At 69.5% G+C, this 13,025-nt stretch carries 14 protein-coding genes; 6 read left to right on the top strand and 8 right to left on the bottom strand.

The annotated features are described in order from the left end of the window. Positions 1-82: 82 nt before the first annotated feature. Together RS82_RS18945 and RS82_RS18940 are read right to left on the bottom strand one after the other, a co-directional pair. Positions 83-1,447 (bottom strand): DUF222 domain-containing protein, encoded by a 1,365-nt coding sequence (locus RS82_RS18945; RefSeq protein WP_157005682.1) that lies wholly within the window; start codon positions 1,445-1,447, stop codon positions 83-85. 528 nt (positions 1,448-1,975) lie between these two features. After that, positions 1,976-2,425 carry a hypothetical protein gene (locus RS82_RS18940; protein ID WP_045302406.1) on the bottom strand — a complete coding sequence of 150 codons (450 nt, stop codon included), beginning with the start codon at positions 2,423-2,425 and terminating at the stop codon, positions 1,976-1,978. 89 nt (positions 2,426-2,514) lie between these two features. Between RS82_RS18940 and RS82_RS18935 the strand changes: the two genes are divergently transcribed. Then, entirely contained in the window at positions 2,515-3,435 is a 921-nt protein-coding gene (locus tag RS82_RS18935; RefSeq protein WP_045302404.1) for an AEC family transporter, read from the top strand. A gap of 14 nt (positions 3,436-3,449) precedes the next feature. Here RS82_RS18935 and RS82_RS18930 read toward each other — a convergent pair whose 3' ends face one another. From RS82_RS18930 to RS82_RS21705, 3 genes are read right to left on the bottom strand one after another with little or no spacing between them, the layout of a single operon-like run. Then, positions 3,450-3,722, bottom strand: coding sequence for a DUF6510 family protein (locus RS82_RS18930; protein ID WP_245619660.1), 273 nt, complete (start codon positions 3,720-3,722; stop codon positions 3,450-3,452). Beyond that, entirely contained in the window at positions 3,719-4,444 is a 726-nt protein-coding gene (locus RS82_RS18925) for a ferredoxin reductase (RefSeq protein ID WP_211255980.1), read from the bottom strand. The genes RS82_RS18930 and RS82_RS18925 overlap by 4 nt, the downstream gene beginning before the upstream one ends. Further along, complete coding sequence (locus RS82_RS21705; protein ID WP_045302398.1) at positions 4,441-5,034, bottom strand: sulfite oxidase-like oxidoreductase; 594 nt, start codon at positions 5,032-5,034, stop codon at positions 4,441-4,443. The genes RS82_RS18925 and RS82_RS21705 overlap by 4 nt, the downstream gene beginning before the upstream one ends. A gap of 187 nt (positions 5,035-5,221) precedes the next feature. On the opposite strand from RS82_RS21705, the gene RS82_RS18915 reads away from it, so the two are divergent. Continuing rightward, entirely contained in the window at positions 5,222-5,779 is a 558-nt protein-coding gene (locus tag RS82_RS18915) for an HdeD family acid-resistance protein (RefSeq protein WP_045302396.1), read from the top strand. A gap of 68 nt (positions 5,780-5,847) precedes the next feature. On the opposite strand, the gene RS82_RS18910 is transcribed toward RS82_RS18915, so the two are convergent. Further along, a complete protein-coding gene (locus RS82_RS18910) occupies positions 5,848-7,827 on the bottom strand; it encodes a S9 family peptidase (RefSeq protein WP_045302393.1) in 1,980 nt (659 codons plus the stop codon). A 4-nt stretch (positions 7,828-7,831) separates the two neighbouring features. Continuing rightward, positions 7,832-8,605, bottom strand: a complete 774-nt coding sequence (locus tag RS82_RS18905) for an SDR family oxidoreductase (protein WP_045302391.1) — start codon at positions 8,603-8,605, stop codon at positions 7,832-7,834. 42 nt (positions 8,606-8,647) lie between these two features. Here RS82_RS18905 and RS82_RS18900 point away from each other — a divergent pair, with 42 nt between their 5' ends. The 4 genes from RS82_RS18900 to RS82_RS18885 all read left to right on the top strand — a co-directional run bounded on the left by RS82_RS18900 (position 8,648) and on the right by RS82_RS18885 (position 11,420). After that, the gene (locus RS82_RS18900; RefSeq protein ID WP_045302389.1) at positions 8,648-9,142 is read left to right on the top strand and encodes an NfeD family protein; all 495 of its coding nucleotides are present in this window, start codon (positions 8,648-8,650) and stop codon (positions 9,140-9,142) included. After that, entirely contained in the window at positions 9,139-10,125 is a 987-nt protein-coding gene (locus RS82_RS18895) for an SPFH domain-containing protein (protein WP_045302387.1), read from the top strand. Before RS82_RS18900 ends, RS82_RS18895 begins: the two co-directional genes overlap by 4 nt. Then, on the top strand, positions 10,122-10,910 hold the full coding sequence (locus tag RS82_RS18890) for a glycerophosphodiester phosphodiesterase family protein (RefSeq protein WP_045302384.1): 789 nt from the start codon (positions 10,122-10,124) through the stop codon (positions 10,908-10,910). The genes RS82_RS18895 and RS82_RS18890 overlap by 4 nt, the downstream gene beginning before the upstream one ends. Positions 10,911-11,036: 126 nt before the next feature. Then, the gene (locus RS82_RS18885; protein WP_045302382.1) at positions 11,037-11,420 is read left to right on the top strand and encodes an RNA polymerase-binding protein RbpA; all 384 of its coding nucleotides are present in this window, start codon (positions 11,037-11,039) and stop codon (positions 11,418-11,420) included. Between the two features lie 24 nt (positions 11,421-11,444). On the opposite strand, the gene lnt is transcribed toward RS82_RS18885, so the two are convergent. Then, on the bottom strand, positions 11,445-13,001 hold the full coding sequence (gene lnt / locus RS82_RS18880) for an apolipoprotein N-acyltransferase (RefSeq protein ID WP_045302380.1): 1,557 nt from the start codon (positions 12,999-13,001) through the stop codon (positions 11,445-11,447). Between the last annotated feature and the right edge of the window lie 24 nt (positions 13,002-13,025).

Below are 13,025 nucleotides of genomic sequence, written 5' to 3'. Positions count from 1 at the left end.
TCCTCCTTCCACACCAGCCTCGTCGGGCGCGCACGGAGGCGCCCGACTATCGCGGTTCGATTCGATCGTGCCGCACCGGACGTCAGAAGGGCGGGTTCTCCGGCGGTTCTGCGATCCGCTCGAGCAACGCGCGGACGCGTTCTCGCAGACCCGCGAACGGGTTCGTGGTGTGATGCCCGCTGGGAAAATCAACCTCGATGCTGCCGTCCTCCCGCCTCTGATGCCGGAGCAGCGTGGTGTCTTTCAGCGCGTGGTCGGGGTCGCACAGCGGATCGAGGTTCGCAATGTCGGTTACGCCGCGACCACGACCGTGATAGGCGCAGTGGTGATCGATGTCTCCGTCGATCGCGAGGCGGTCGCAGCCGTCGCGAGCGCACGTGCCATGCACCAGAGCCAGCCACTCTCGTTGCGCACGGGTGGCCTTGCGGGATCGGCGGTCCATATCGAGGATGACACCGGTGACCGGCTCGGTGATCACCCTTGTGAATGCGCCGGCGTCGAGCAGCATCTGCCGTGCGGTGGCATCGTCGATCGTTCCGATTCCGGGGATCAGGCAGTCACTGTTCAGATCCAGACCCGCCACCTCGGTGGAGGTCGCCGGGACGCGCACGCTCGCCCTCGCCGCGGGAACGAGCCGGTCGAGAGGAACGGTCACGAGCACCTTCGACTTCACTCGAGTGACGTCGCCGCCGATCAACATGTCAGCGAACAGATCCGCACGGACCTGCCCTGTCGTGCGACCGTCGAGCTGGACCGCAGGCATCTGCTTCGCCGTCAGCGAGAGTTCGCGGTCGAAAGCGTGTGCACGATCTGTTGTGACCATCGCATATACCCACGACATGCCGTCAGCGATGTCCTCGACGTACACCGCGCGTCGAGCGAAGGCGGCTGCGTGCCGCTGCGTGCGGGTGCACGCCGTCAACCGGTCGGCGACCAGGCGAGCCTGCCGGCGGGTGCCGCTGACCGTGGACGACACGGCGATATCGCGCATCAGCTCATCGAACCCGCCGCTCGCATCGGGCACGCTCTCGATCAGCGGCATCTGGGCGAGTACGGCCTTCACATGCGCGATCGATATCAGCCCATCGCGCGCGGCCTGCCAAACGCGGGGGAGTTGCGCGAGCGCCCGCTGCGCCACGGCCGCCGACGACCGCACTTCGCCCTCCGTGAGGCGCAGCCGCGACGACGCCTCGAGAGCTGCGCACCGCTCCGCCAGCGTGGCATCGCCGCCGAGCGATGGAAACCCTCCGGCCAGGCGCGGATCGAAGTCCACGTTCACGTACAGCTCAGGATGTGCGCGCGCGAAGTCGAGTACCTCGGCGAGATGCTCGCTCTGCCGCGCCGCACGCCGGTTCATCTCGAACTGCGCTGACTCCGCGTCCCCGAACAACTCCCTGAGCACGAACGCATGGCCCACATGGCCAACGGTCGGCGAGAGGGCTTCCACGAATCGAGTTTAGTACTTATCTTCGATTCTGCATAGCCCCAACGTGATCTTCGATCGAAGATGCGGCACACGGTCGCGCCGAACAGGCCGGCCGGAGAGACTCTGCGTCGCGTCGCGTGCTTCCAGCATGTGGGGACGACGGCGCCCGTGACACTCGCTGTGTCGTCCGCATCCAACGCGTGCACACGACACCGCAAGCTGAACGCCGACGAAGTTGATCTCACAGTCCCGGCTCAATAGGTATTCAGGGGAGCCCGTGAGATTCCCGCGTCCCGCGGTCTCCGGGCGAGTTGACATAATGTGCATTATCGGCGCGATCAGGAAGCAGCGCAGAAGGAACCCCTTCCGGACCCTCGTTCCAGAAGGGGTTCCCGGAAGGGGTCCTTCACAGAGGTTCGCCCCACACGTTCCGCGTCGCGCGCTCGACCGCCGCGCGAAGCCACAGAGTCAACCGGATGACTCTCCCTGACCGTGTTACACCGCTGTAGTTTCGCCACACGCCCACCGCAACCCGCTGAGCGGTGTGGATCAGACGACCCAGTCGCCGTCCCGCATGAGCACGCGGCCGGCCAGCTCGTTCGACTCGCGCCAGGCCTGTATCCGCGTCGGTCGCAGCACGAGGAAGACGTACCCGGGCAGCCCGCGCGGGTCCCAGTCGGCCTGCGCCGCATAGGCCTCGCCGAGCGATGCGTCGTCGTCCACTCCCGTCGACCGCTCGAGCACGACGTCGATCATCGCGACATCGCGCGTCGGGCCGACCGCGAGGCGCGCGACCCCGGACGCCCCGAGGTTGCGCGCCGTCACCGAGCGGCCCTCCAGTGCGATGACGGCCCGGTCCCCGATCCACGCCAGCGACAGCGGCACGAGATGCGGTGCCGCCCCGGGAGATGCCGTCGCCACCCAGACGTCAGCCGCCGGAGCAGTCAGCGCCGTGAGCAGATCGGCCTTGCGGGTGACGCGGTCACGGGGTTCAGGCATCCGTTGCTCCCTTGATTTCGGCGGGAGTCAGTCTGTCAGACGGTGACGCGCGATTCGCTCCCCAGAGAACGATTTCCTAGGCTCGAAGCATGCTGGAGTCGCTCACCGGGTTCGTCGTGGTGGGCGTGGCGATCCTCGTGGGGTGGATCCTCGGTCGCATCGACCTGCTCGGCGAGCACGCACGTCCCGTGCTCGCGCGCCTGACCTTCTTCGTGCTCTCGCCGTTCCTGCTGTTCGTGGTGCTGGCGCAGGCCGACGTCCACACGCTGTTCTCGGCGCTCCTCCCGGTGTCGGCGATCGCGGCCGTGGCGGTCATCCTCGTCTACGCGGTCGTCGCCCGTCTCATCTGGCGGCGCTCCGCCGGCGACACCGTGATCGGCGCCCTCAGCGCGGGTCAGGTCAACTCGAACAACATCGGCATCCCGCTGTCGCTGTATCTCCTCGGCAGCGCAGCGTATCCCGCGCCGGTGATCCTCATGCAGCTGCTTGTGTTCACCCCGATCACGATGGCGATCCTGGATGCCGTCACCACCGCGCGCGCATCCCTCTGGCGGGCCGTGGTCCGGGTGGCGACCAACCCGATCGTGGTGGGCTCGGTGCTGGGCACACTCGTCTCGGTGCTGGGGATCGAACTGCCGCCGGTCGTGATGGAGCCGGCGATGCTCATCGCGAACGCGTGCGTGCCGATCCTCCTGATCGCCTACGGCATCTCGCTGCACGGGCAGCGCGTGCTCGGCGCGTCCGGGCGCCGACGCGACATCGTCCTCGCGACGACCCTCAAGCTCATCGCGATGCCGGTGATCGCCTGGGCGGTCGCCGAGTTCGTGTTCGGCCTCTCGGCGCACGACGTGCTCATCGTGACGGTGCTCGCCGCGCTCCCGACAGCGCAGAACGTGTTCAACTACTCGCAGCGGTACGACGTCGGAGAGACGATCTCGCGCGACACCGTGTTCCTCACGACGATCGGCTGCGTTCCGGTGCTGATCCTGGTCACGCTGCTGCTCGGCTGATCCGCCTCGCCGGGCTACGGACGCACGATCTCGTGCAGCATGCCCAGCACGAGCCGCGTCCCGTCCCCGTCGCGCAGCACCGTGAAGAGCGTGTGGGTGCAGGCTCGGCAGCGGACGATCGCCGCCGTCTCGTCGAGTTCCACGACGGCCGCGGCGACCGGTGAGGCATCGCCGCAGCCGCCGCACACGCCCACCAGCGCGGTGACGTCCGCGTCGAACACGTCCCACAGCATCCCCGCCGCGGCATTGCCGTCGACGACGCTCGCGGCGTTCTCGGCACGCATCATGCACCTCCGAAGCGTTCGGTCCTGATCCGGGCGGCCGGATGGCCCAACCCGACGAGCGCGTCGGCGACGTGCTCGACGAACCCCGTGGGTCCGCACACGTACACGATCGGCTCCCGCCCCGGCTCCCAGGTCGCGGCGCGCAGTGCGTCGTCGTCCAGCCGCCCGACCGGATCCGTCCACCCGTCGGGCGCCGCGCGGGTGTACCGCCACGTGACCCCCACTCCCCCGTTTCCGGCGAGCCCATCGAGCTCATCGCGATATATCGCGTCTGCCGCGGTGCGGACGGAGTAGAGCAGGCGGACGGATGCTGCAGCTCCGGCATCCGTCGCAGCCCGCACCATCGCCATCAGCGGCACGATGCCCGACCCGCCGGCGATGAGCTGCACGGGCGCCTCTCCCCCGGGTCGCCACACGAAGTAGCCCCCGAGGGGTCCCTTGACCTCGAGTTCGTCTCCGGGCAGCACGTCCTCCACGAGATACGGCGACACCTCACCGTCGGGGATCTCGTCGACCGCCAGCTCGATCGTCTCGGCAGGGCCGTACGAGCCGAGCGAATACGACCGCACCGCCTGGTAGCCGTCCTCCGCGGTGAGCCGGATGTCGACGTGCTGGCCCGCCGTGTTGCCCGGCCACCCCGGGACCTGAAGGCGCAGGATGCGCGCCGAGGGTGTCGCGGGCAGCGCCTCGACGACGCGGCCGGGCCGCCAGCCGCCGACCGTCACCAATACCGCTCCTCGGTCCACGGATCGCCGTGCATGTTGTAGCCGTTCTGCTCCCAGAATCCGGGCTCGTCGTCCTGCATGAGCGTGAGCCCGCGCACCCACTTGGCGCTCTTCCAGAAGTACAGGTGCGGTACAAGCAGCCGTGCCGGCCCGCCGTGCTCGGGGTCGAGCGGCTCGCCCTCGAACTCGAACGCGACCCACGCCTTGCCGCCGAGCAGGTCCTCCATCGGCACGTTGGTCGTGTAGCCGCCGTAGGAGTGCGCCATCGCGTACTCGGCGTCGGTCTCGACCGTGTCGAGCAGAGTGTCCAGCGACACGCCGCGCCAGGACGTGCCGAGCTTCGACCATCGCGTCACGCAGTGGATGTCGGTGTCGACGTCCTCGATCGGCAGGGCCATGAACTCGTCCCACGTCCACGAGACCGCGTCGCCACCCTCGGTGCGGATGCCGAAGCGCCAGTCGTCCTGCTCTATCCGCGGCGTCGGCCCGGCCGACAGCACCGGGAAGTCCTCCGTCAGGTACTGCCCGGGCGGCAGTCGCGGATCGCTCTCGCGGCGACGCGCTCCGAATCCTCTCGACACGACGGCCATCGAAACCCTCCTCCTGCACGCCACACCGGGCGCGCACGCTCACGGTCACGCACGCTCACGCTAGCGCGCTGCGGGCCGCGAAGGCGATGGGCATCGGGCAACACACGTTTCACGGTCGCTTGCAAGTTCGATGTGGGGTCTAAGCTTTAGCCGCACCACGTACAGGGAACTCTCAGAAAGGCCCCTCATGTCCACTGCATCCGAAGCCGAGAAGTCGGCCGTCAACGGAATCCGCACGGCGCTCGGCGTCGGCGGCGTCCTCGCCATCATCGTCGGCATCCTGATCCTGGTCTGGCCGGGCAAGACCGCCGCGGTCATCACCGCGATCATCGCGATCTACGCGATCGCCGCCGGCCTGGTCTACGCCGGTCTCGGGATCTTCTCGAAGACCAAGGGCGGCTGGGCTCGCGTCGGCCACATCGCGCTCGGCATCCTGTTCATCATCGCCGGTGTCGTCGCCCTCTTCAACCTCGGTCAGACCACCGCGTGGCTCGCGCTGTTCCTCGGCATCCTCATCGGAATCATGTGGATCGTCGAAGGCATCGTGGCGCTGTCGACGCTCGGAGACGCGTCGTCGAAGGGCTGGTCGATCTTCTTCGCCATCCTGAGCATCATCGCCGGTATCGTCGTGCTCTTCGCGCCGGTCTGGGGTGTCGCGATCCTCTGGTGGATCCTCGGCATCTCGCTGGTCGTGCTCGGTGTGATCAACGTCGTCCGCGCCTTCACCTTCAAGGGCGACATCTGATCCGCGACGGAAACGTCATCGGCCCCGGGAGCGGAAGCTCCCGGGGCCGACTCGTGCCTGTGATCGGATCAGCCGACGGGCAGGTGCCGGTTCCACCAGTCCAACACCGCGTCGAAGCGCTGGACGCGGTGCCGCGGCTGACCGGCGCGCGTGAGCTCGTGGTTCTCTCCGGGGAACACCAGCAGTTCGGCCTCGGTCCCCTGGCGCTTGAGCGCCGAGTAGTAACGCGTCGCCTGCTCCAGCGGGCAGCGGAAATCGAGCTCGGAGTGCATGACCAGGGTCGGGGTCGTGACCTGGCCGACAACGGCCATGGGGCTCTGCCGCGCGATGTCCTCCACCGAGACGCCGACGTACTCGTCGCCGAAGAACGAGCCGATGTCGCTCGTTCCCTGGAACGAGAGCGGCTCGAGGAAGCCGCGCTCCACGATCGCCCCGGCGAACCGGTGGTCGTGCGCGATGACCCACGCGGTGAGGTATCCGCCGTACGAGCCGCCCTGCACGCCGACCCGTTCTCCGTCCAGGCGCGTGTCGTCCGCGATCGCCCCCTCGAGGAAGTCGATGACGTCGGCGAAGTCGACGGTGCCCATCTGCTGACGGATGCTGCGCCCATGCGCCCGCCCGTAGCCCGCGGATCCGCGGGGATTGGAGTAGACGACTGCGTAGCCCGCATCGACCAGCACCTGCGTCTCGTCGAACAGGTGCACCCCGTACGAGGCGAAGGGTCCGCCGTGGATCTGCAGGATGACCGGGAACGGACCCTCGCCCTCCGGCGTCGCGACCCACCCGTGCACCGGGTAGCCGTCGCGACCGGTGACCGTCAGCTCCCGCGGAAGGGCGATGCCGGATGCTACGGCCCGAGCCCCGAACGCGGTCAGCGTCCGCGCGGCACCGTCCTCGATGAGCACGAGTTCGCCGAACGAGTCGGGCTGGGACACCGCTGCCACGATGCGGCCGCCACCGGTGGCGTGACCGCCGACCTCGACGTCTCCGCCGAGGAGCTCTGTGACCCCGCCGTCACGCGTGACCCGCAGGAGTCGCACGCGACCGCGTGCGGCATCCTGCACGAGGAAGCCCTCGCCGTCCACCCGAAGGTGCCCCTCGCCGAGGTTCAGCGCATCGGCGTCGGTGACGCGCCTGGCGCCGCTGTGCCCGACGAGCCACAGTCCGACGCCGGGGGCGATGAAGTCCACGCCGTCGCCGACCTCGTGCGCGAGGAGGGCGATCGTGCCGTCCGGCGAGACGACCGCTTCGTAGATCGCGATGCCCGCATCGGTTCCGAGCACCTCGCGCTGCCCGGAACCGTCCACCGCGAGGGCGATGATGCGGTCGCGCAGATCACGACGGTCCGACTCGATCTCGTCGGGGACGGTGAGGATCTCGCGTCCGTCGGCGGTGAAGACGACCCCGCCGTGGGATGCCGCGCCCTCCGTCAGCTGGCGCGCCTCGGCGGCGACCAGCGTCTTCTTGGGCGGCGTCTCGTCATCGGGGCGCACCGCGGATGCGGGCTCGTAGAACGGCTCGGCGTCCACTGCGGGAGCGGCGATCACGAAGACGTGGGCGGGGCGGTCGCCGATGTAGCCGAGGCCGTTCGCGTGCCAGCGCACGCCGGTGATGTGCCGCGGCGCCTCGGCCGCGGCATCCAATCCCTCCACGCTGCCGTAGCGGCCCTTCTCGGGCACGCGCGCGACGAATGCGATGCTCGCGCCGTCGGGCGACCAGGCGAAGTCCTCGACGCCCAGCACCGCGTCGGTCGCCTGCACCGGCTCGCCGCCGGCCGCGGCGACCACGTGCACCTGCGGCTTGCCCTTGGCGTCGCCGCGCACGAACGCGATGCGCGTCGCGTCGGGCGAGAGCTTCGGGGCGCCGTCGGCGGTGCCGCGCGTGAGACGGCGCGGCGTGCCGTCGGGCAGATCGACGCGCCACACCTGGCCGACGTTGCGGTTGGCAGCGATGTCCGGGCGCGAGGTCGCGAAGACGGCGAACGAGCCGTCGGCGGCGATCTCGGGACGCCCGACCGAGACGAGGGTCTCGATGTCGTTCGCCTTCATCGGCTCACTCCGTCCCGAACGACGAGACGTCGCCGACGAGTCGGGTGTTGTCGGCCGGCACCGGGTCCAGCGCCGCCTGCGCGACCTCGGCGGCGAACTCCGACACGTTGTAGAGCTTGCCCGCGTCCTCACGGCGGGCGGCGATCGCGCCCGGGTTGGCCCGCTCGAGCAGCGTCGCCGTGATGGTGCCCTCGATCATGTCGCCGGAGACGACGACGAACTCGACACCGCGCTCGGTGAGAGCGGGGATGCGCTCGCGCAGGGCGTCCTCGCCGGCGCGCTTGGACAGCGCGACCGGCTCATACTCCGGCATCGTCGGGGTCGTGCGGATGAAGTGGGCCTGGTGGCTCGTGACGAACACGACGCGCGAGCCGTCGCCGAGCAGGGGCAGCGCGGTCTCGAGCACGTTCACCTGCGCGTCGCGGTTAAGCAGGAGCGCGTAATCCTCGGCCATGCCCGACTCCATGCCGCCCGACGCGTTGAGCACGAGGATCTCGAGCGAGCCGAACGTGCTCGCGACCTCGTCGAACATCGCCTGGACCGAGGCGGGATCGGTGAGGTCGGCACCGACCACGAGCACCTGGACGCCCAGCTCGCGCAGCTCGCCGGCGAGCTTCTCGGCGCGCGGAGCCTTGTTGCGGTAGTTGATGACGACGTTCGCTCCGGCCTGTGCGAGGTAGCGGGCCGTGTCGGCGCCGATGCCGCGGGACGAACCCGTCACGAGGGCGGTCTTGCCGCTCAGCGAGCTCTCGGGAAGCGGGGTCAGAGTCTGAGTCACGTGTAGACCCTACCTGCTAGGTTCGAGCTGAGGAGGCGCACCGTGGAGCTCATCGAGGTCGTCGAACAGTGGGCATGGATCGGCTGGCTCGTGCTGATCCTGGTCTTCCTCGTGATCGAGATGCTGACGCTCGACTTCACATTCCTGATGCTCAGCATCGGCGGACTCGCGGGCCTGGTCACCGACCTGCTCGGCGCTCCGATCTGGCTCCAGGTGATCATCGCCGCCGGCGTCGCCGCCGCCCTCGTTCTCCTGCTGCGTCCGCCTCTGCTGCGACGATTGCGCCGCGGAGAGGATCCGACGCCGTCGAACGTCGACGCCCTCATCGGCCTGGGCGGCACGGTCGTCTCGTCGGTCGGCGCGCATGGCGGTCAGGTCAAACTCGCCAACGGCGACGTCTGGACCGCGCGCTCCGAGGCCGGCGACCTCGAGCCCGGAGCCCGGGTGCGCGTCAGCCGCATCGACGGCGCGACCGCGATCGTCCGCTCCGACTCCCCCGACCCGCTCACCCCCGCACCGGAGGACCCGCTCGCATGAACGACTTCACCTCGGCCATCCCCACGGCGATCGGGTGGATCCTCGCGATCGCCGTCTTCATCTTCGTGCTCGTCGTCATCTTCCGGTCCATCCGGATCATCCCGCAGGCCAGCGCCGGCGTCGTCGAGCGCCTGGGCCGGTACCACAAGACGCTCACCCCCGGGCTGAACCTGCTCGTCCCTTTCATCGACCGCCTGCGACCACTGCTCGACATGCGCGAGCAGGTCGTGTCGTTCCCGCCGCAGCCGGTGATCACCGAGGACAACCTCGTCGTCTCGATCGACACGGTTGTCTACTTCCAGGTGACCGACGCCCGCGCAGCGACGTACGAGATCGCGAACTACCTGGGCGCCGTCGAGCAGTTGACGACGACCACGCTCCGCAACGTCGTCGGCGGGCTGAACCTCGAGGAAGCGCTGACGAGCCGCGACAACATCAACGGCCAGCTGCGCGTGGTCCTCGACGAGGCCACCGGCAAATGGGGCATCCGCGTCTCCCGCGTCGAGCTCAAGGCCATCGATCCGCCGCACTCGATCCAGGACTCGATGGAGAAGCAGATGCGCGCCGAGCGCGAGCGTCGCGCCACGATCCTCACCGCGGAGGGCTCCAAGCAGTCCCAGATCCTCGAAGCCGAGGGCCGAAGGCAGGCCGAGATCCTCAAGGCAGAGGGCGACAAGCAGGCCGCTGTCCTCCGCGCCCAGGGTGAGGCCGAAGCGATCCAGACCGTGTTCGACGCCATCCACTCCGGCAACCCCGACGACAAGCTGCTGGCGTACCAGTACCTGCAGACGCTCCCGAAGATCGCCGACAGCGCATCGAGCAAGCTCTGGATCATCCCGAGCGAGTTCACCGAGGCGCTCAAGGGCCTGACGGGCTCCTTCGCGGGCGTGATGACGGATGCCGCGGCCAAGGGTCGCGCGTCTGCCGCAGGAGGACCCGCGCCCGGCGGACCGCCGCCCGCTGTCACCCCGCCCACCCCGTGACCCACCCCTGGTTCGAGGGCGTCGCGACGCCGCGCGTCCTCGCCCACCGAGGCCTAGTGACGCCCGATGCCGCCCGCGCCGGCATCGTCGAGAATTCCTTCGCGGCGGTCGCCGCGGCGCACTCGGCCGGGGCGCACTACGTCGAGTCGGACTGCCACCGTACCGCGGACGGTGTCGTCGTCCTGTTCCACGATGACGACCTGTCGCGCGTGACCGGCGACCCGCGGCGGATCTCCGATGTGACGGTGCGCGAGCTCGAGCACCTGATGGCAGCGCGGGGTGGGCTCATCACGCTGGCGCAGGCCCTGAACGCCTTCCCGACCGTGAGGTTCAACCTCGACGTGAAGGCGACGGATGCCGCGACCGCCGTCGGCACCGCGATCGCGCCGTTCGCCGACCGGGTGCTCGTGACGAGCTTCTCGGACGAACGGCGCCGCGCCGCGCTGGGCGCGGCGCGGGCCGTGGGCGAGGCGTCGGGGCGCAGCATCCGTCCCGCCACCTCCGGTGGCCGCGGCACCATCGGACGCGTGCTGGCCGCCGTGTCGGCGCGCTCGGATCGGCTGGTCGCGCGGGCTCTGGCCGGCATCGACGCGCTCCAGGTCCCCGAGCGACAAGGCCGCCTGCGCATCGTCAAACCTCGGCTCGTCGCGGCGGCGCACCGGCACGACGTCGAGGTGCACGTGTGGACCGTGAACGCCCCCGACGACATGGTCAGGCTGGTCGAGATGGGCGTCGACGGCATCGTCACCGACCGCGCGGACGTCGCGCTCGCCGCCCTCGCCTAACATGGGGTGGTAACGGTCCGCATCTCCCCCTGTGCATCGACTGTGAAAGGTCGATGAACAGGGCCCCTTCGGATGATCCGCTCAGGTCACTTCGTTATACCTGTACAGCGACGAGAGGACCACAAAATGGCAGACCGCAGCCTGCGCGGCATCCGACTCGGCGCCCAGAGCCTACAGAGCGAAGAGGGCGTCGTGTTCCATGAGCGCGCACAGCACATCTACTCGTGCACGTCGTGTGGACGTGACACGACTTTGACCTTCGCGGCCGACGCCGAGGTTCCGCCCGCCTGGGAGTGCCGCACGTGCGGTGCCGAGGCGCTGCTGCGGGTCGGCGACGGCACCGCGACCGTCGACCACTCCGGCGACAAGACGCCTCGCAGCCACTGGGACATGCTCCTGGAGCGCCGCACCATCCCCGAGCTGGAAGAGCTGCTCGAGGAGCGCCTCGCTTACGTCCGCGCCCGCCGCGGCGCCGGCGAGGCCGTGACGGTGGACAAGCTCAGCGCCTGACCCGCGCTTCGCGCGACGCCGGCCCTACGGGGCCGGCGTTTTCGCGTGCCCGCGGGAGCGCCGCCGCACGATGATGCCGAGCCCTGCGAGCACGATCACGCTGCCCCATGACAGCAGCGCGTTCAGCGACGACCCGATGAGGACGGCAGGCGTGAGACCCGTCCGCAGGGGCACGTCGGTGAGCATGTGTCCCGGTTCATCGGCCGGGAGTCCGTCGATCGTGGATCCGTCGGGCGCGATCACCTGACTCGTGCCCACCGTCGACAGGTTGACGACGGAGCGGCCCGTCTCGATCGCGCGCAGCCGCGCGACCGCGAGCTGCTGCAGGTTCTCGTCGGTGCCCCGGAAGTCGGCGTTGTTCGTCTGGAAGAGGTAGACGCGCGCACCGTCGCGAGCACCCTCCCAGACGAGCGCGTCGTAGATGACGTCGAAGCAGATGGCGAGCCCGACGAGGGTGCCGTCGACGTCGAACACCGGAGGCGTCGTACCGGGCGTGTAGTCGCGGCCGATCATCCCGATGAGATCGGGGGCGATGGACGCGTAGAACTCCCGGTCCGGCACGTATTCGCCGAACGGCACCGGATTGCGCTTGTCGTAGGTCTGCTCGATGCCGGTGCCCTCGCGCCAGAGGAACGACATGTTGAAGTACTCGTCGCCGCGCTTGTCGATGCGGTTGGCGATCAGCGGCGCGCCCACCTGCCTGACCACGCGGTCGAGGGCGGCTGCGACGACGGGCGCCCCGGCGGGGTCGACATCCACGCTCCCCTCCGGCCAGAGCACGACGTCGACGTCGTCAGCGCCGAACAGCGGCGTCGTCGCGTCGTACTGCGAGGCCAGGATGTCTCCGGCCTCGCGCTCGTCGAAGTAGCCGGCGGGGCCGTTCCCCTGCACGCTCGCGACGCGCATCGAGCCCGCGGGAGTCGTCGCCCACGCGGGGACGACCACGAGCGCGGTCGCGACGAGGGCGAGCACCCCGACCGGGAGGAAGGGACGGATGCCGCCACCCCGCGCCCGCCGCGGAGATCTGACGAGTTCCACCGCGGCGGCGACGAGCGCGACGATGAGGAAGGTGAGCCCGGCGGTGCCGGTCCACGAGACCACCTCGGCGAACGGGCCGTTCACCTGGGAGGTGCCGACGCGCCCCCAGGGGAATCCTCCATACGGGAAGCCGCCGATCACCGCTTCTTTCGCGGTCCACAGCCCCGCGACGAGCACCGCAGTCAGCAGAATCCGCCCGCGGCGGGGAACGACCTGCGGCACCCAGCGATAGGCCAGCGAGATGAGCACCGCTCCGCCCGCGACGAACAGAGCTTCGAGGACCGAGAGCGCGAGCCACGGAAGCGGCCCCACCCACTCGGCGGTGAAGTCGACGTTGAGCAGATAGAACGCGAGACCGTACGCGAGCCCCGTCAGGAACGCTCCCCCCGCCCGCCGCCCGATGAGCGTCAGGAGCGCCAGCGCGACCGACACGAAGGCCATCGGCCACCACGCGACCGAGGGGAAGGCCAGGTCGAACAGCACTCCGGCCAGCACCGAGAGGGGGACCGCCGCCCACAGCGGGAAGATCGGGCGAGGTGGCACGGGATCAGCCTAAGCGAGCGGAAC

The organism is Microbacterium trichothecenolyticum, from assembly GCF_000956465.1.
GTDB lineage: Bacteria > Actinomycetota > Actinomycetes > Actinomycetales > Microbacteriaceae > Microbacterium > Microbacterium trichothecenolyticum.
Note: the sequence above shows the minus strand (reverse complement) of the source record. Positions and strands in the feature narration are given on the sequence as shown.

Excerpts from the sequence above, each read along its gene's own strand:
- RS82_RS18915 (WP_045302396.1), top strand. The coding sequence starts at position 5,222 with ATGTCCACTGCATCCGAAGCCGAGAAGTCGGCCGTCAACGGAATCCGC.
- RS82_RS18895 (WP_045302387.1), top strand. The coding sequence starts at position 9,139 with ATGAACGACTTCACCTCGGCCATCCCCACGGCGATCGGGTGGATCCTC.
- RS82_RS18910 (WP_045302393.1), bottom strand. The coding sequence starts at position 7,827 with ATGAAGGCGAACGACATCGAGACCCTCGTCTCGGTCGGGCGTCCCGAG.
- RS82_RS18935 (WP_045302404.1), top strand. The coding sequence starts at position 2,515 with ATGCTGGAGTCGCTCACCGGGTTCGTCGTGGTGGGCGTGGCGATCCTC.
- RS82_RS18940 (WP_045302406.1), bottom strand. The coding sequence starts at position 2,425 with ATGCCTGAACCCCGTGACCGCGTCACCCGCAAGGCCGATCTGCTCACG.
- RS82_RS18930 (WP_245619660.1), bottom strand. The coding sequence starts at position 3,722 with ATGATGCGTGCCGAGAACGCCGCGAGCGTCGTCGACGGCAATGCCGCG.
- RS82_RS21705 (WP_045302398.1), bottom strand. The coding sequence starts at position 5,034 with ATGGCCGTCGTGTCGAGAGGATTCGGAGCGCGTCGCCGCGAGAGCGAT.
- RS82_RS18885 (WP_045302382.1), top strand. The coding sequence starts at position 11,037 with ATGGCAGACCGCAGCCTGCGCGGCATCCGACTCGGCGCCCAGAGCCTA.